This window comes from Propionibacterium ruminifibrarum (assembly GCF_900289195.1).
Taxonomy (GTDB): domain Bacteria; phylum Actinomycetota; class Actinomycetes; order Propionibacteriales; family Propionibacteriaceae; genus Propionibacterium; species Propionibacterium ruminifibrarum.
Genome location: NZ_OMOH01000016.1, coordinates 1 through 16,527, shown reverse-complemented (window position 1 = coordinate 16,527; position 16,527 = coordinate 1). Strand labels below are relative to the sequence as shown.

Sequence of the window (16,527 nt, the reverse complement as noted above, 5' to 3'; positions counted from 1 at the left end):
GCGGCTCCGGTGGGGGGTTCGGTTCAGCGGTTGTTGTCGTGGCGTCCGTTGGTGGCGTTGGGTGACATGTCGTACAGCGTGTACTTGATCCACTGGCCCGTCTTCGTGCTCTTCATGGCGCAGTTCGACCGCGCGAGGCTCGGTCTGCGCGGCGGCACGATCCTGATCGCGGCCTCGCTGGCGTTCGCATGGTTCATGACCCGTTTCGTCGACCAGCCGGCGCAGCGCTACCCGCGTACGGGGCGCATCGTACTCAAGAAGACCATGGTCGTGCTCGTCTCGCTCGCCGTCGGCCTCGTCCCACTCGTCAGCACCGACATCGTCCTCGACCGCCGTCGTGCCGCCCAGCTGTCAGCGGCCCTGGGCGGCACCGGGGACCCGGATCATCCCGGGGCGGCAGCCATCCTCTCGCAGGGGCCGCAGGACTTCTCGGCCGAGCCGATCCCCGGGCCGCTCGCCGTCGGTGAGAGCTGGATCCCCGACCTGCCCGCGCCCTGCCCGCCCGGCCAGCAGGAACTCTTCGGCGAGACGGAGACGCTGTGCAGCTCGATGCCGGCCAGTAACGCGGGCCGGCCCCGGATCGTCATCGTGGGGGACTCCCACATCGAGCAGATGATCACCCCGGTCGCCCTGACACTGGCCAGCCGTCACGACCTGGACCTGAGCCAGTACCTGATGGGCGGCTGCTCCTTCGGGCAGCCCGAGTACTACGACGGCGAGTGCCGGATCAGGAACGAGGTCGTCCTCGACCTCCTCGCCGAGGACCCGCCCGATGTCGTCATGCTCAGCACGACCGCGGCCGTTCCCGGCTCCCCGGACGAGGCGCTGAGGCCCGGCGTGAGGGAACTGGCCGAACAGCTCTCCTCGCTGGGGATCATCGTCATCGGTTTCCGCGACAACCCGCGGTCGACCAAGGACCTCTACGAGTGCTCCAGCGAACGCCCCAGCGGCACGCCATTCGGCGGATGCTCCTTCCCGCAGGACACCCACTTGGCGCGGATCGATCCCGCCGTCGAGCTGCTGATGATCCCGCAATTCCATCAGATCGACCCGACCGATCTGTACTGCGTCGACGGCGAGTGCTACACGATCATCGGCAACATCTTCGTCTACCTCGACGACAACCACATCAGCGGCCCGTACGCCCTCACAATGGCTCCGATCCTGGCCGACCGCGTCGAACCACTGCTCGGGCTGTAGCCGGGCACCTGCCCGCGGGCCCTGCGGGCCCCAGCAGCCCGGTCCCCGCACGGCGCCGCCGCCCACGGCAGGGGCCCGGCCTGCCACGCCCATCGGCCACGCTCGGCCCGCGCCGCACCGGGGCTGGCTCGCCTGTCCGCTCATCGCGTAGCCGGGCTGCTGGTGCAGCGGCCGGCGGCCAATATTCTTGTCGCCATGACAGGACCCAGCGCCACGACTCAGACCCTGGCCGCCGATCTGCTCATCATCGGCTGGGGCAAGGCCGGCAAGACCTTGGCCAAGGACCTCGGCGGGCGGGGCCGACGCGTCGTGCTCGTCGAACGCGATGACTCCCTCATCGGCGGTTCCTGCATCAATGTGGCCTGCGTGCCCACCAAGGACCTCATCGACTCCGCCGAGCACCGTGCCGGCGCCGAGCCGGCCGCGTACCTGCGCCAGGCCATCGCCTCGCGCGACTCCCTCGTCACCAGGCTGCGTGCCGCCAACCGGGCCATGCTCGAGACGGTCGAGGCCGTCACACTCATCGGCGGTGAGGCCCGGTTCACCGGGCCCCATCGGGTCCGGGTGCGCGGCGGTGACGAGACCCTCGAGATCACGGCGGACCAGATCGTCATCAACACCGGCAGCAGCCCGCTGCTGCCCGACCTGCCGGGCATCGACGGGCCGAACGTGCACACCTCGCAGTCGATCCAGCACATCACCGACCTCCCGGAACGGCTCGCCATCATCGGCGGCGGCTTCATCGCCATGGAGTTCGCCTCGATGTTCGCCGCATTCGGTTCACAGGTCACCGTCCTCGAACGCTCGGCCCGGTTCGGCTCCGGCCTGGACGGCCTGGACGACGACGTGCGCGAGGCCGTCGTCACCGCCCTCACCGACCGCGGCGTACGGATCCTCACCGGCGCAGTGGTCGAGGCCATCGACGCGACCGGCGTGAACACGTCCGCCGGACGCATCGACGCGGAGGCCGTGCTGGTCGCCACCGGCCGCAGACCCGAGACAGCGGCCCTGAACCTGGGCGCCGCAGGTGTCGCCACCGACGAGCGCGGCTTCATCATCGTCGACGAGCACCTGGCCACCTCCGTGCCCGGCATCTGGGCGGCCGGCGACGTCAACGGGGGACCGCAGTTCACCTACATCTCGCTCGACGACTACCGCATTCTCGCAAGTCAGCTCGCAGGCGACGGATCCCGCTCCACCGCTGACCGGTCGGCGGTGCCGACCACCACTTTCATCACCCCGCCGCTGGCCCAGGTCGGTCTGACCGAACGCGAGGCGCGCCGGCAGGGCATCGACCACGTGGTCGCCGCCAAGAAGGTCGCCGACATCGCCGCCATGCCCCGGCCGAAGATCCTCGGCGAGACCCACGGCCTCATCAAGGTGCTCATCGATCCGGCCACCGACAAGGTGCTCGGCGCCACCGTGTTCAGCACGGACGCCCAGGAGGTCATCAACCTCGTGGCCCTCGCCATGCGCGCCGGCGCCACCGCCACCCAGCTGCGCGACGGCATCTGGACCCACCCGTCCAGCACCGAGGCGCTCAACGAGGTGCTCGCCACGCTTTCCGCAGGGCGCTGAGGGCTGGACGTCCGGCCTTCTGCGGCCCGGCTGCGCCTGCTGATCGGCCGACGTGCGCCTCGGCAGCCATGGCTCATGGCGGACGAGGACCAAGAGGCTCCCTGCCAGGACGCGAGCTGGTCTGACGTCCCGCACGGGCCCTGCCACGTGGACCTGCTCTGGCCGCGGCCCGTCGGGCATGACATGCTGGCTCCGCAGGAGAGGAGTTGACCATGGCACGGGTGATGGTGACAGGGGCGTCCTCGGGGCTGGGGCGACTCATCGCGGAATCCCTCGCCGACGCGGGGCACGATGTGGTTGCTCACCTGCGCAGCGCAGATCGGCTCACCGACCCGGACGTGCTCGCCCGCATGCACACCGTGATCTGCGGCGACCTGGCCGACCCCGGCCAGGTGCGGGCCGTCGCCGAGCAGGCGGCCGCTCTCGGCCCCCTCGACGCGGTCATCCACAATGCCGGTGTCCTCAGCGGCCCGGACGTCATGGCCGTCAATGTGGTGGCCCCCTACCTGCTCACCGCTTGCATGCCGCTGCCCGGGCGCATCATCGTCACGTCCAGCTCGATGCACCGCGACGGTGACACCCGAGTCGGCGCCGACGACTTCGACCGGGGCTCGTACAGCACGAGCAAGCTGTGCGTCACGGCGTTCGCCATGGCCCTCGCCCGCAGCAGCGGTGACACGCTCGCCCATGCCGTCGATCCCGGCTGGGTGCCCACGAGAATGGGCGGCCCGGGCGCCCCGGACGACCTCACCGCCGGGCACCGCACCCAGGAATGGCTCGCCACCGCGCCCGAGACCGACATCACCCCGCGCACCGGAGGCTACTGGCACCACCGTCGTGCCACCGAGCCGCATCGGGCGGCCCTCGACCCGAGGTTCCAGAACCGGCTCATCGGCATTCTCGAGCGGCGCACGGGCGCGTCCCTGTGAGGCCCTGCCCGTAGGGGACCAGCCGTCGTGCCAGCCACTGATGTGGGCAAGGTTGCCTCCTCGTCTACTGTGTACGGGTCCCTGCCACGCCGCCGTACCAGACAAGAGGTCCCCGTGCCTGCCCAGACCAACCCCACCGGTCACGTCACCACGACCGGGCTCATGCTCTTCGCCCTGTTCTTCGGCGCGGGGAACCTCATCTTCCCGCCGGTGCTGGGCGCCTCGGCCGGTGCGCACCTCCCCGTCGTCCTCGCGGGCTTCCTCCTCACCGGAGTGATCCTGCCGCTCGCCACGATTGTCGCCGTGTCGACCTCGGGGGAGGGTATCAGCGGCATCGCGCACCGCGTCGGGCCCCGGTTCGGTACCCTCATGCCGCTGGTCGTCTACCTCGTCATCGGTCCCCTGTACGCGGTGCCGCGCGTCGTGACGGTCTCGTACGAACTGGCCACCCGCTCGTTGCTGGCTCAGGCCGGCGTCGAGCCCGGACGTTGGGCGCTGCCCGTGCACGCGGCCGTGTTCGGGTGCCTCACCCTGCTGCTGGCCCTCAAACCCTCCCGCCTGGCCGACCGGATCGGACACTGGCTCACCCCGACACTGCTCATACTCGTTGCGGTGCTGTGCGTGGTCGTCCTCGTACGGCTCCCCGCAGCCGAGCAGGAGCCCGCCGGTGGATATGCGACCAGTCCGTTCCGAACCGGCCTCGTGCAGGGGTACCTCACGATGGACGTGCTGGCGGCCTCGGTGTTCGGCCTCGTCGTGCTCAACGCGCTGGACTCGCAGGGAGCGACGGACCGCCGCAGGACCGTCAGTGCCGCCTCGGTGGCCGCTGCCATCGCCGCCGCGCTACTGGGCCTGGTCTACCTTGGCCTGGCCATGCTCGGTGCCCGTGTCGGTGGTGGCGACCCGAGCGATGGCGCGGGGCTGCTGCGGGGCGCCGCAGCCCATTCGCTGGGCGGTGCCGGTGTCGTGATCTTCGCCGCCGTGGTCATCCTCGCCTGTCTCACCACATCGGCCGGCCTGCTCAGCGCCTGGTCGAGCTATGCGGCGACAGCATGGCCACGAGTGGGCTTCGGCCGACAGCTCGTGGCGGGCACGGTGGTCTGCTTCTTCCTGGCGAACCTGGGGCTCGGCATGATCGTGAGGATCGTCTTCCCCATCACCCTGCTGCTGTACCCGGTCGCCATCACGCTCGTCGCGGTCACCCTCGTCGACGCGGTGGCACCCGGCCACCTGCGTGCCGCGTACCGATGGGGCACGGCCTGCGCCGGGCTGCTTGGCCTGGTCTCGGCGCTGAGCGCTCTCGGTGTCACCGCACCCAGCGTCCTGCTGGCTCGCACCCGGCTCTGGAACGACGAGACGGGCTGGACCTTCCCGACGCTGGTCTGCGTGGTGACCGGCGTGGTCATCGACATCACGGGCGGGCGCTGGAGCAGTCCCGACCCGGGGTTGCGGCATGCCCGAACGGTTTCCCGGCGAGGTGGGGCGTCTCGCTGACGATCGCAGGGACGGAGCGCGGCCCGAACGCTGAAGCCCCTTGAGCGGCCCGTCGGTCACCGGACCCGGTACCGGGTGGCGCAATCAGCGCATCAGGCGTCCGGTCATGGAACTCGTCGCCCGTGAACCGCAGGCCAGATACATCGCGGTGGCCATGGGTGATCCGTTCGCACCCGAGCAGGTCACCGGGCGCCGACGGCGGCATCACCGGATTCCTCGCGGTCGTACGCCCAGCGGGGCGGTGACCTGCGAGCCGTCCGTCAACCCCTCTGGCCCGGCCGCTGCCACGGTGAGCTCTGCCCCGGCTGCGGCGGAGGCTGGGGCGTCTGGGGCGGGCCCTGATACGGCGGTGCGTACTGCTGTGGGGGTGCGGTGTAGGGGATCGGCTGCTGCACCTGGTATGGGGGTTGGTCGATGGCGGGCGCCGCGGGTGGGCGTCTCATCTGCCACCAGCCGACCCAGCCGACGATGATGATGGCCGCTTCGGGCAGGATCCCGATCACGGGGTTGAGGGAGGGGCCAGACAGGGCCGGGTCGTGATCGTACGAGACGACAACGACGATCCCCTCGATCAGGGAGAGACCGAGGGGGATCGAGTACAGGATGAGTGCCGCGAGCACCTGCCCCGAGCGGCCCCGATTCGCTGCGGCGAGCATCCAGATCGACAGCGCAACGGGGGCGCCGAGGGCAGTGAGAAGGAAGATGAGCAGAACCGCGGGGGCCGCCGACAACTCACTGGGGGAATCGCTGGTGCCAGTGGGGACAAGGGACGCCAAGGGGAAGAACAGCGATGTGAGGCTGGACGCGAAGAATCCGAACGCCAGGAAGGCGAGACCGCGATAGACCAGTGCCGCGATCGCGGCTCCCTTGACCAGTGAGGCGTTTCCTGCCGGGGTGAGGCTGTTCTGGGTCATGAGGACGAGGCTACGGGGTGCCGGCGCATCCGGCCAAGACCATGGCCGCGTGGTGGGCGGCGGGGAGGAGCCGGTCTGGTTCGTGACAACGAGACTGTGTGCGAAAGACGACCGGGCCGTGATGCCCCGGGCGGCCCCGCGGCGCAGGCGGGGCCCTTTCGCCGCCATGCCCGGTGAGCAGTGCCGTCGGGCATGGCGGCTGTCGAGGTCGGCGGTTTTCGGGCGAGTCTGGGGGCGTGGTTGTCCGGCACCGTCCCGACCGCGGGGAGCCTCAACCCATCCGCCCCGGCGCCTGCCATGGTGACCTGGTGACACCTGTCCCTGCCACGGCGAGGTCGGTGGGGAGCGTCTGGGACTGGCCGTGGTGAGGTACTGGCTCGGGGTGCTGAGCCAGCACCCCGGGGGCCGGCTGAGGCATCTGCTGAGGCGACTGGTCGGCGACTGGTGCTGACGGGTGCCTCATGCGTGTCCAACCGGTCCAGCCAAGAACGACGATCGCCCACTCGGGGATCGTCGCGAGAAGGGCGGCGGCCGGGATGTGGTGGGCGGTTGCGATCAGGGCCACCATGCCGATCGGTGTGAGTGCGGACACCAGGGTGAAGAGGACGAGCACCACCTTCATCTGGCGTATGTCATTGCGGCGTGCGGCGATGAACATGCAAACCGCTAGGACGAAGGGCGCCGTGGTAAGGACGAAAGCGGCGATGCACACCAGGAAGAAGATTCCGGCGTCCGTCATGGCTTGACTGCTGTAGCCCTCCATGGAGAGCGCGGCGCCGCCGAAGATGAAGATGATCGGGCCGTAGGTCAGCGCGACGGCCATGGCTGCCAGGAAGATGGCGCCCTGGTAGATGAGGGCGGCGATGGCCGTTCCCCTGACCAACGAGACGTCTGTCTGTGGAGCGGGGCTGAGCTGCGTCATGGCCGCCAGGCTACCGGCCCGGCTGTCCACCGGGCCAGGGCGTGCTCTGCCCGTACCAGGGCGATGAGCTCGGCGGGGGCAGGCGGTAGGGCGCGGGCGCGTACTGCGGGGGATGGGCGGTGTAGGGGCCGGGCGGCGGCAGCTGGTACGAGAACTGGCCGACGGCGGGTACCTCGGGTGGGCGTCTCATGCGGAACCAGCCGAACCAGCCGAGAAGGGCGACGAGGATTTCGGGGAGGAGGTAGAGGCTGAACGAGAACAGGGCGCTGGGCGCTAGCCCGATCGCCGCGATGATCAGGGGGAGCGCGGCGAGCCCCGAGAAGACGATGAGCGCTGTGCACACGTGCCAGAGGCGGTAACGACGTACGGAGACGAGCATCCAGATCGACAGGGTCAGGAGCGCGAGAGTGGCCATGAGGGCCATCACGGTGATGAGCATGACTTCCCTCGCGGCTCGAGACCCTTCGCCCTCGAGTCCTCCGGATCCGCTGTAGCCCATCAGCGTTGTCATCCCGCCGATGGCTACGGTGGTGGCCAAAGCCGTCGCAACGAGGATGCTGTGATAGACGATGGCGAGGATGGCCGAGCCCTTGGCCAATGAGATGTTGGCCTCGGGGGCTGGGGTGATCTGGCTCATGGCCTTGAGGTTACGGGGGTGGCGGCCTGCCCGGCCAGGGGTGTTCGTGAGGAGTTCTTCTCAGTGGACCTCTGGATCTCGCCCGGTCGCGTGTCGGATCCGCCTCATCGTGCCCATCGGGAGGGAGGGTACGGGCCGGCGTCGGGTCGAGGTTTCCCGGTGAGGGCCGAGAACGGATGCGCGGTCATTGGGTCGGGCGTGGCCGGGGGCGTCAGCCCATCCGCCCTGGTGCCGGCCAGGGCGACTCCTGCCCCTGCCACGGCGAGGTCGGCGGCGTCAGGGGCCGGCCGTGGTGGGACGCATGCTGTTGGACGGGTGTGGGATGGGGGCCGATGTGCATCTGGTTCGGGAACGGGCCGGGTGCACAGGCGCCTCTCATGCGAGCCCAGCCGATCCACCCGAGAATGATGATGACGCACTCGGGGAGAAACATGAGAAGGACAGCGGTCGGGGCGCCCGGGCCGGATGTGAGGAGCCAGGTCACCACGGCGATCAGGGCGAGCCCGGCCAGCAGGGAGAAACCGATGAGCGCCGCCCCCACCTGCCCCGAGTTGTTGCGGCGCTCGGCGATCATCATCCAGACAGCCAGCGCGACGGGTGAGGCGACAACGACGAGGGCGATGATGAGCATCAGAAGAAAGACCATGGCCGTCGCCGCGGCGCGGCTGTTGTAGTCCTCCATGGAGAGTGCGGCGCCCCCGAAGATGAAGATCACCGGGCCGTAAACCATCGCGAGGGCCATGGCCACCAGGAGCGTGGCGCCGTGGTAGACGAGGGCTGCGATGGCCGTTCCCCTGGCCAACGAGGTCCCTGTCTCGGGAACGGGGTTCGTCCTGGGCATGATGACAAAGCTATCGGGCCGAGGCCCACCTGACCAGGGTGTGGTGATCGCTCGTCAACCCGCGCCCTCGGTGCGGTCAACTGCCTCTCCGAGGCTCGCTGGTACGGTTCGAGGGGTGTGGTGAGACGGCAGCCCGCCGGCCGAGCACCACGATGACCGAATCTCGAAACGAATGATCTCGGATCATGAGATTCCCGGGATTTTATTTGCCGTGTCCAGTTGTGACCGTTGATGTCCGATCCTGTGTGCTCTGTTGAGGGCATAACAGCGGTCGTGTGAGGGGAGTGTCCCCTGATCGACCGATTGGTTCAACCCGTCAACAAGGAACGTGATAACTGGAAACGATTTTCAGAAATATATTTTTGAAAACACATCTGACATTGTGGGGAGTCCCTGTCTTGAGGGATGGGGTGTGCTTGACCGGGGCATTTCGTGGAAATAATTTTGGTGTGCCGCAGGGGGTGTCGACGTCGGGGGTGAACCGCCATGGCGCGATACCTCGTGGCGGCGCTATCCACAACTTCGTTTAGGAGACGCAAAGTGGCATCGAACCTGACGATCAGGCCGTTGAATACCGGGTTCATCCCGACCAAGCCTCTTCAGTATCATTTCCACTTCTCGGCGGAGCCCTACCTGAGGGACGTCCCGGACGAGAAGATTCCGCTTCCCGATTATGCTTTTCTCGTCGAGGGCGGTGATCGGCTCGTTCTCGTCGACACGGGGATGTCCTGGACGGAACGGGCCAATGAGTACCACCATCCCGGCTCCTGGCAGGATGAGGGACAGGACATCGAGAGCATGCTTAAGAGCGTGGGGTACTCGTGCGATGACATCGACATTGTGATCCTCACGCACCTGCACTGGGACCATTCCTACTATCTCGAGAAGTTCAACAACTCCCGAGTGCTCGTCCACCGGCGCGAATACGAGTTCGCCCAGCACCCGATCCCCCTGTACTACAAGTCATACGAGGATCCCGCGCTCGGACTCGAGGCCCCCTACAAGGGGAACACGCACATCGAGCCAGTCGAGGGTGACGAGCTCGAGGTGATCCCGGGTGTCAGGATCCTCGAGACGTTCGGGCACTCGCCGGGGCACGTCTCCGTCGAGGTCGACTGCGCCGACGGCCGGAACTACATCTGCGCCGGCGACTCCCTCTTCGATCTGCGCAATCTCGACCCGATTCCGGAACTGCACTACGACATCATCCCGCCGGGCCGCTTCGCCGACGTCGTGGCGACGTGGAACAGCGTTCGCAAGCAGAAGGCCCGCGTCGAGGAGAGGCACCAGATCCTTCCCGCGCACGACAAGACCCTTCCCGATCGTCTGGCGGAGAACCCGATCATTGGGGGAACCGATGGCACCACGAGCAGCGATCGTCGGTAGCTGGGACACCAAACGGGAGGAGATGCGCTTCATGTTCTCCCGCTTGGCTGCGTCCCACCTCGATCCCTTCTACATCGACGTCTCGACCCTCGACACCGATCCGCTCGATCCCGGGACCGGATACTCCTCGAATGAGATCCGTCGTTTTCACAGCGCCGAGTGGAATGCACTGGCGAGTTCCGGCAGGGGAGAGAAGATCGATTTCATGGCCGCTGTTGCGGCGGAGTTCATCTGTCGTCTCCACCGGGAGGGGCAGGTCCACGGGATCATCTCGGCCGGAGGACTCCAGAACACCGTTCTCGCGACCTCGGCCATGCGGCGCCTTCCCATCGGTCTGCCCAAGGTGATGGTGACCACGGCGGCCACCGGACCACGGGAATTCCAGCTCGTCACCGGAAACAGGGACATCATCGTGGTCCCGTCCCTGTCCGATCTCGCCGGGGTGAACATGTTCACGCGGACGACGCTCGACAACGCGTGCGCCTGCTTGGCCGGCATGCTCACTCTCGCCGAGAACCCGGGGGAGGGAATCCGGCGGGGGAGCCGGCTGTCGGTGGGGTTGACCCAGATGGGCGTGACCAACATCGCCGCCGTGGCGGCGATCAGACGGCTGCGGGAACTCGGTTTCGAGCCGGTGGGCTTCCACGCCACGGGTTCGGGCGGGCCGACGATGGAGGAGTGCGTCGAAGAGGGGCTGCTCCACGGGGCACTCGACATGACACTCCACGAGATCGTCAGCGATGTCATGGAAACCGGCTACTCGGTCGGTGCGAAAGGCCGTTTGGAGCGGCTCCTGGCCGGTGACGCGCCGGTGCTCCTGGCTCCGGGCGGGCTGGACTTCATCGACGACTGGACCGACAACTTCCCGGTTGGCCTGGCGGGGCGCCGGTTTGTCCTGCACAACAGCAACCTCGCGCACATCAAGCTGACGGTTGAGGAGGCGAGAAGGGTCGGACGCGTCATCGGCGGCAGGATCGCGGGGAGCCACCGGGGCGTTGACATGCTGATCCCGACCGGCGCCCTCCGCTCCGAGGCCGAGGCAGGCGGGAAGATGCACGATCCCGAGGTCGACAAGGCGCTGGTTGACGCGATCATCGAGAGCGCAGGGCCCGGTTTGAGGACGACCCTCTTCGAGGGCGACCTGAACACAGAGGGATTTGGGACTGCTGCTGCCGATCTCTTCGCGAGGATCTCCGGCCGGACCACGTGCGGAGGTGAATGACGATGGACGGCCAAGACGATGTGAGGGAACTGCTCGTGAGGGCGGCCCGGCGTGCCTACCGGCGCGGGATCCAGACCGGCGACGGGGGTAACGTCAGCGCCCGCGTGGGGCCGGACAGCCGCTCGATGATCGTGACGCGCAGTGGAACGTCCCTGGCCGACTGCGATGCGGACGACTTCCTCGAAACCGACCTCTCGGGGAACGTGCTCTCCGGGCGGGGCGCACCGACTCGTGAGGCGTTCCTCCACGCGAGGATTTATGAGACGCGCCCGGACGTGAACGCGATCGTGCACTGCCATGCGCCCTATTCGATCGCCGTCGCCAGATCGCACGAGAGGATCCCCCAGCCCACCTGGCACTCCAGGATGAAGCAGCCCAACGGTTTCCCCGTGATCGACGTGCACCACGCGGCCGTACCCCCGCAGGACTGGCCACGGGTCGGGTCCGTCATCGCTGCTGGGCCGTCGGCGCCGATGGCCTTCGTCCTGCGTGACCACGGTCTCGTGGCACTGGGCCGCGACCCCATAGCGGCCGAGCACCTTGCTGAGTTGGTCGAGGAGACCGCAATGATCGCCTTCCTCCTCGGCGGCTCGGAATGAACGAAACCATCGGGTCATGGTGCGGGCCGTCCACGCGGGGCCGTGGGCGGACTCGGACCGGACCCCACGAAGAACATCGAGGGTTAATCAATGTCAGCGAAACTTGTTGAAGAGGCGAGACCGACCCGGTTCCGGGTCTGGGTCCTCGCCGCGATGATCGCGGCGACCTTCGCCAATTACCTGGACCGGGCGGTGCTCGCCGTCGTCGGACCGACGGTCCAGAAGGAATTCGGGATGAGCGATGTCCAGTACGGCTGGCTCTCCTCGGCCTTCGTCTGGGGCATCGTGGTCGTCATCCTGGTCTTCGGCGTCCTCATGCAGAAGTTCGGGGAGCGGATCGTCGGCTTCGTGGGCCTCATCGGCTTCGGGCTCATGACGCTGCTCAGCGGCGGCACAGTCGGGTTCAAGTCGCTCATGGCCTGCCGCCTGGGACTCGGCGTCTTCGAGGCACCGACCTTCCCGATGAACGCGACGCTGGTGCGCCGCTGGTTCCCGCCCACTGAGCGCGCGAAGTCGGTCTCGAGTTACCAGTTCGCGGCCACCTGCGGCACCGCTCTCGGCATCCCGATCGTTGCCGGCGTCACCCACGCGTGGGGCTGGCGAGGAGCCTTCGTCTTCGCGGGTGCCGTCACCCTGCTCGTCTCGGTGTTCTGGCGGGCGGTCGTGCACGACACCCCGCAGGGGGCGCCGCGGGTCAACAAGACCGAGGTCGAGCTCATCCAGGCCGGCGGCGGCGAGGAGAGGAGCGCCGGGAGGACCACGCGCGAGCACGTGAAGTACGTTCTGAGCGACCGGCGTCTCATCGCCCTGTACATCATCACCGGTGCCACGTCGACCGCGTTCTTCTTCTTCATGACCTGGCTCCCCAAGTACATGCGCGAGGCCTTCGACGTCGATGTGACGGGAGGCCTGAGGGGCGGCGTCAAGGGCACGATCCCCTACCTGTGCGCGCTGGTCGGTATCGTCTTCGGGGGATGGATCAGTGACCACTTGGTCGCGCGCGGTGTGAGCAGGAAACACGCCCGCAAGGTCCCCATCGTGATTGGTCTCGTTCTCACCGCGGTGGTGCTCGTCATGCCCTTCGCCCACGGTCAGCTCGCCGGACTCGTGATCATCTCCATCGGTTACTTCGGGGCTGCCATGGGCAACTGTGCGTGGATTCTTCCGGCGGAGGTCTCGAGGAAGGAATGCGTCGCTGTCGCCAATAGCGTGTACGGGTTCTGCACTAACCTGTTCGGTGCCATCTCACCCGTCGTCGCCGGCTATCTGGTCAGTCTCAGCGGGTACAACGCGATGATGGTCTACATCGGCGCGTGGGCGGTGGTCGGGCTCGTCTCCATCGTCTTCGTCCTCGACGAGGTGGCACCCACGCCCGCGAAGGACGAGGCCGCTGTTTGACCCCCGGACGGGTGCCGCCCGATCGGGTGTCCGGGGCCGTCGACGTGGGCGGCCCCGGGCGGGCACAGGGCCAGGACATCGCGTCCGGGCCGGGACGGCGTCCAGCCGGCCCGCTGGAAGAACGGATCACGACGGCATGACCGATCACGGGAACTTGCCCACAGAACTTTTTCAGAAACGCAACCCCCTGACAGATCTCTGCCCTGTCGTGCCATGAACACGTCTCGCGGTGGGCTGCGAGGTCCCGGGCGGGGGCCGTCCATTCCTGACTCGTCACGCTGAATCAATTGTGCAACGGAGAGAGGCCATGGCAACGATTCATCCGCGGGGGAGGAGGTTCTCCTACTCCCTCAGCTTGGGCTGGTTCCACACGGACCGCCCGCTGCTCGAGAGGTTTTCCGCCGCCAGACAGGACGGCTTCGGAGCCGTTGAGTTGTTCTGGCCCGCCGGAGTCGATTACCGGCAGGTGGCCGCGGCCGCTCGGCGCGAGCACGTCCGGATATCCATGTTCAACATGTACGAGGGCGATTATGCGCAGGGCGAGCGCGGCTTCGCGGCCGACCCGGACCGGGTGGAAGAATGGCGCGCCCGGTTCCTCGAGGCGCTCGACTTCGCGGTGCTTTCCGATTGCGACGACATCAACGTACTGGCCGGGGACATTCCCGGGGATCGGAGCCGAGCCGTCGGAATGGACTGCCTCGTCGAGAACATGCGCTGGGCCGCGCTCGAGGCGTGCGCGCAGGGCAGGAGGATTCTCGTCGAGCCCCTCAACAGGTCTGCGCACCGGAACTACGCGTGCCGCGACACTGACGAGGCGATGCGAGTGGTGGAGGCCTGTCGGAGCGACAACGTCGTGCTCCTCTACGACGTTTACCACGCTCAGCTGACGGAGGGGAATGTCATCTCGACCCTTTCCAGGATCATGGGTCGCATCGGGCACGTGCAGATCGCCGATGTCCCCACCAGAGGGCGCCCGGGAACCGGGGAGCTCAACTTCGCCAACATCCTCGGGGCACTGGTCGACCTGGGCTACTCCGGGTATGTGGGTCTCGAGTACGACCCCGCGGGGGACTCGGATCCACTGGGTTGGTTGCCGGTGTCCGAGCGTGGCCAGGCGGAGAGGGCGGGTGGGCCGTGAGGCTCGTCGAGGGGCAGCAGAAGCCTGAAGAGGCCCGGCCGCCCTGCGGGCCTCAAAGTGCGGTGTTCGGCCATGAAGCGGGGATGATCTCTCTGTAGCATCGGTTCGGTCATCTGTCGAGGATGTGATGACAATGAGGGAGAACCAGGAGGGCCGATCCTCTGGAATGAGTGTTCGTGCTCGCCAGCTGGCCATTGCCAAGGCTGTCATGACTGGTGACGCCGCAACTGCGGAGGAACTCGCCGGTCTCATCGGCGTATCGGTGATGACGATCTACCGTGACGTGAGCATTCTTGAGGACTGTGGCGTGTTGCGCAGGAATCGGGGGCGCATCGTCGCCGTCGTGAACGGCCTTCACGCGGTCGACGCCATTTTCAGGGTGGAGCAGGGCGCGGAGGAGAAGAGGATCATCGCCCGGGCCGGGGCCTCGCTCGTCGCGCCCGGCAGTTCCGTCCTCCTTGACGACTCCAGCGCCGGGGTGTGGCTGTTCAGGTCCCTCGATCGCGTCGACACCTTGACGATCGTGACCAATTCGTTGCTCATCGCGAACCAGGCGATATCGGAGAAGGTGTCCGGACTGGTCATCATCGGCGGTGAGTACCGACCGTGGGCTCACTCGTCCATGGGGGCCATCACGCTGGAGGCGCTCAAGAGGATCACGACGGATTATTGTTTCCTGTCCGCGCCCGGGATCGTGGCCATGTCCTGTGTCCACCCCTACGAGGATGTGGCAGAGGTCAAGAGGGCCATGCTGCGGGCTGGGAACGAGTCCGTCCTGCTCGCCGACCATGCGAAATTCACCAGGAGGGGAATCTTCCGGTTCGCCGACGTCGGCGAGTTCGACCATGTCATCGTGGATTCGGGAACCCCCGGGCCGATCGTCTCGGAGTTGCGCAGGAGGAGCCCGGACGTCATCGTCGCCGGTGACGAGCCCGTGACGGCCGAGAGCTGACCTCGGCCCGTGCCGCCCTGCCCGTCACGCACTTTGATTCTCGAATCGCGTCGATGAACACCGCTGTGTGGATGGGCTCCAACGGCCGGGCCATCCAGGTGGTCATCTCGTCGACGGCCTTCATGGTCAACGCCTTGAGCGGGCCATCAGGGCGGTACCGGCGTCCTTGGCCCGGCGCACCATCTGCGCGATCGCCTCACGCCGGGCCATGTCCGGCTCCGCCGACTCCTCTGGTGGTGGTGTCGGGGTCATGGCCTCCAGTCTGGCCAACCCCACGGTCGACGGGCTACTGCTGGTGGCTGCTGCCCCCGGTCGTCATGGCTCCTTGACGGGCGATGGAGCCATTGACACCGTTCCTAGGACAGGCCCCACGGTGAGCCCTGCCCCGGTTGCGGCGGAGGCTGAGGCGTCTGGGGCGTGCCCTGATACGGCGGCGCGTACTGCTGCGCGGGTGCGGTGTAGGGGATCGGCTGCTGCACCTGGTACGGGGGCTGGCCGATGGCGGGCGCCGCGGGCGGGCGTCTCATCTGCCACCAGCCGACCCAGCCGACGATGATGATGGCGGCATCGGGCAGGCCGCTGGTGTAGAAGCTGAGGAGCGAGTTCCCCTGGTCGTTTGCGACGGCTATGACCGTCCCGGTGAGCAGGAAGAGGACGAAGGGTGTGGCGTAGAGGAGGAGGGCGGCGAGTACCTGCCCGGGGCGGCCTCGGTTCGCGGCGACGAGCATCCAGACCGACAGCGCGACGGGTGAGCCGAGGATGATGAGGAAGAGGACGAGCATCACCGTGAGTGCGGCTGACAGATCGCGGGGGAGACTGCCCAGGTCGTTGTCGGTGGGGAGGGACGCGAAGGAGAGGAGCAGCGACGAGAGGGCGGACGCGAAGAACGCGAACAGGGCGAGGGCGAGGCCGTGATAGACCAGTGCTGCGATCGCGGCTCCCTTGGCCAGTGAGGCGTTTGCCGCCGGGGTGGGGTTGCTCCAAGTCATGGTGACGAGACTACGGGTCGCAGACGCGCCCGGCCAAGAACGTGCTCCGGCCCGTCCAGGTGCTCGCCGACGGTCGACCGCCCGGATGCTTCAGCTCGCAGTCCGTCGCATCCCCTGCGGCGGTGGATGCGATGGTGGCCGGGGCCGCGACGGCCGCCTTCCTGGCCGGTGAGGTGGTCACCACCAAAGCGGGTCGGTCTGGGACACGACAACGTGGTTAGCTGTACTGATCGGGCTGGTTGGTTGAAGGACTGTGATCCAGGGGTGTGAACGCATGGGAGGGCCTTGCTGGTTGAGTGGGGATTGCGAAGTCGTCCACTGTCAGAAA

General features: G+C 67.5%; 16 protein-coding genes. 10 read left to right on the top strand and 6 right to left on the bottom strand.

Annotation, left to right across the window (positions count from 1 at the left end; genetic code table 11):
• Nucleotides 1–114: 114 nt before the first annotated feature.
• The 4 genes from PROPJV5_RS12090 to brnQ all read left to right on the top strand — a co-directional run bounded on the left by PROPJV5_RS12090 (nt 115) and on the right by brnQ (nt 5,201).
• Complete coding sequence (locus PROPJV5_RS12090) at nt 115–1,200, top strand: SGNH hydrolase domain-containing protein (protein WP_119716614.1); 1,086 nt, start codon at nt 115–117, stop codon at nt 1,198–1,200.
• A gap of 195 nt (nt 1,201–1,395) precedes the next feature.
• Complete coding sequence (locus PROPJV5_RS12085; protein ID WP_119716613.1) at nt 1,396–2,778, top strand: dihydrolipoyl dehydrogenase family protein; 1,383 nt, start codon at nt 1,396–1,398, stop codon at nt 2,776–2,778.
• Nucleotides 2,779–2,990: 212 nt separating this feature from the next.
• Nucleotides 2,991–3,707 (top strand): SDR family NAD(P)-dependent oxidoreductase, encoded by a 717-nt coding sequence (locus PROPJV5_RS12080; RefSeq protein WP_119716612.1) that lies wholly within the window; start codon nt 2,991–2,993, stop codon nt 3,705–3,707.
• A 114-nt stretch (nt 3,708–3,821) separates the two neighbouring features.
• Complete coding sequence (brnQ, locus tag PROPJV5_RS12075) at nt 3,822–5,201, top strand: branched-chain amino acid transport system II carrier protein (protein ID WP_220474436.1); 1,380 nt, start codon at nt 3,822–3,824, stop codon at nt 5,199–5,201.
• Nucleotides 5,202–5,461: 260 nt separating this feature from the next.
• Here the strand turns inward: brnQ and PROPJV5_RS12765 are convergent, their stop codons facing one another.
• The 4 genes from PROPJV5_RS12765 to PROPJV5_RS12055 form a co-directional block, all read right to left on the bottom strand.
• Nucleotides 5,462–6,115: a hypothetical protein gene (locus tag PROPJV5_RS12765; protein ID WP_220474435.1), complete on the bottom strand. Its 654-nt coding sequence runs from the start codon at nt 6,113–6,115 to the stop codon at nt 5,462–5,464.
• 271 nt (nt 6,116–6,386) lie between these two features.
• The gene (locus PROPJV5_RS12065; RefSeq protein ID WP_147385452.1) at nt 6,387–7,037 is read right to left on the bottom strand and encodes a hypothetical protein; all 651 of its coding nucleotides are present in this window, start codon (nt 7,035–7,037) and stop codon (nt 6,387–6,389) included.
• Nucleotides 7,038–7,047: 10 nt separating this feature from the next.
• A complete protein-coding gene (locus PROPJV5_RS12060) occupies nt 7,048–7,674 on the bottom strand; it encodes a hypothetical protein (protein WP_119716610.1) in 627 nt (208 codons plus the stop codon).
• Nucleotides 7,675–7,885: 211 nt separating this feature from the next.
• Nucleotides 7,886–8,515 (bottom strand): hypothetical protein, encoded by a 630-nt coding sequence (locus PROPJV5_RS12055; protein ID WP_119716609.1) that lies wholly within the window; start codon nt 8,513–8,515, stop codon nt 7,886–7,888.
• 540 nt (nt 8,516–9,055) lie between these two features.
• Between PROPJV5_RS12055 and PROPJV5_RS12050 the strand changes: the two genes are divergently transcribed.
• From PROPJV5_RS12050 to PROPJV5_RS12025, 6 genes are all read left to right on the top strand, one after another.
• Nucleotides 9,056–9,901 (top strand): N-acyl homoserine lactonase family protein, encoded by an 846-nt coding sequence (locus PROPJV5_RS12050; protein WP_220474434.1) that lies wholly within the window; start codon nt 9,056–9,058, stop codon nt 9,899–9,901.
• Complete coding sequence (locus tag PROPJV5_RS12045; RefSeq protein ID WP_119716607.1) at nt 9,873–11,123, top strand: Tm-1-like ATP-binding domain-containing protein; 1,251 nt, start codon at nt 9,873–9,875, stop codon at nt 11,121–11,123. The genes PROPJV5_RS12050 and PROPJV5_RS12045 overlap by 29 nt, the downstream gene beginning before the upstream one ends.
• Nucleotides 11,124–11,125: 2 nt before the next feature.
• Nucleotides 11,126–11,722 (top strand): class II aldolase/adducin family protein, encoded by a 597-nt coding sequence (locus tag PROPJV5_RS12040; protein ID WP_220474433.1) that lies wholly within the window; start codon nt 11,126–11,128, stop codon nt 11,720–11,722.
• 90 nt (nt 11,723–11,812) lie between these two features.
• Complete coding sequence (locus tag PROPJV5_RS12035; protein WP_119716605.1) at nt 11,813–13,120, top strand: MFS transporter; 1,308 nt, start codon at nt 11,813–11,815, stop codon at nt 13,118–13,120.
• A gap of 307 nt (nt 13,121–13,427) precedes the next feature.
• On the top strand, nt 13,428–14,258 hold the full coding sequence (locus tag PROPJV5_RS12030; protein WP_119716604.1) for a hydroxypyruvate isomerase family protein: 831 nt from the start codon (nt 13,428–13,430) through the stop codon (nt 14,256–14,258).
• Nucleotides 14,259–14,391: 133 nt separating this feature from the next.
• Entirely contained in the window at nt 14,392–15,210 is an 819-nt protein-coding gene (locus tag PROPJV5_RS12025; RefSeq protein WP_420812736.1) for a DeoR/GlpR family DNA-binding transcription regulator, read from the top strand.
• A 126-nt stretch (nt 15,211–15,336) separates the two neighbouring features.
• On the opposite strand, the gene PROPJV5_RS13060 is transcribed toward PROPJV5_RS12025, so the two are convergent.
• On the bottom strand, nt 15,337–15,462 hold the full coding sequence (locus PROPJV5_RS13060; protein ID WP_275403720.1) for a hypothetical protein: 126 nt from the start codon (nt 15,460–15,462) through the stop codon (nt 15,337–15,339).
• Nucleotides 15,463–15,566: 104 nt separating this feature from the next.
• The gene (locus tag PROPJV5_RS12020) at nt 15,567–16,199 is read right to left on the bottom strand and encodes a hypothetical protein (protein WP_119716602.1); all 633 of its coding nucleotides are present in this window, start codon (nt 16,197–16,199) and stop codon (nt 15,567–15,569) included.
• Nucleotides 16,200–16,527: the final 328 nt, after the last annotated feature.

Excerpts from the sequence above, each read along its gene's own strand:
- PROPJV5_RS12040 (WP_220474433.1), top strand. The coding sequence starts at position 11,126 with ATGGACGGCCAAGACGATGTGAGGGAACTGCTCGTGAGGGCGGCCCGG.
- PROPJV5_RS12030 (WP_119716604.1), top strand. The coding sequence starts at position 13,428 with ATGGCAACGATTCATCCGCGGGGGAGGAGGTTCTCCTACTCCCTCAGC.
- PROPJV5_RS12020 (WP_119716602.1), bottom strand. The coding sequence starts at position 16,199 with ATGACTTGGAGCAACCCCACCCCGGCGGCAAACGCCTCACTGGCCAAG.
- PROPJV5_RS12085 (WP_119716613.1), top strand. The coding sequence starts at position 1,396 with ATGACAGGACCCAGCGCCACGACTCAGACCCTGGCCGCCGATCTGCTC.
- PROPJV5_RS12090 (WP_119716614.1), top strand. The coding sequence starts at position 115 with ATGGCGCAGTTCGACCGCGCGAGGCTCGGTCTGCGCGGCGGCACGATC.
- PROPJV5_RS12055 (WP_119716609.1), bottom strand. The coding sequence starts at position 8,515 with ATGCCCAGGACGAACCCCGTTCCCGAGACAGGGACCTCGTTGGCCAGG.
- PROPJV5_RS12025 (WP_420812736.1), top strand. The coding sequence starts at position 14,392 with ATGAGGGAGAACCAGGAGGGCCGATCCTCTGGAATGAGTGTTCGTGCT.
- PROPJV5_RS12060 (WP_119716610.1), bottom strand. The coding sequence starts at position 7,674 with ATGAGCCAGATCACCCCAGCCCCCGAGGCCAACATCTCATTGGCCAAG.
- PROPJV5_RS13060 (WP_275403720.1), bottom strand. The coding sequence starts at position 15,462 with ATGACCCCGACACCACCACCAGAGGAGTCGGCGGAGCCGGACATGGCC.
- PROPJV5_RS12065 (WP_147385452.1), bottom strand. The coding sequence starts at position 7,037 with ATGACGCAGCTCAGCCCCGCTCCACAGACAGACGTCTCGTTGGTCAGG.
- PROPJV5_RS12045 (WP_119716607.1), top strand. The coding sequence starts at position 9,873 with ATGGCACCACGAGCAGCGATCGTCGGTAGCTGGGACACCAAACGGGAG.
- PROPJV5_RS12765 (WP_220474435.1), bottom strand. The coding sequence starts at position 6,115 with ATGACCCAGAACAGCCTCACCCCGGCAGGAAACGCCTCACTGGTCAAG.
- PROPJV5_RS12035 (WP_119716605.1), top strand. The coding sequence starts at position 11,813 with ATGTCAGCGAAACTTGTTGAAGAGGCGAGACCGACCCGGTTCCGGGTC.
- PROPJV5_RS12080 (WP_119716612.1), top strand. The coding sequence starts at position 2,991 with ATGGCACGGGTGATGGTGACAGGGGCGTCCTCGGGGCTGGGGCGACTC.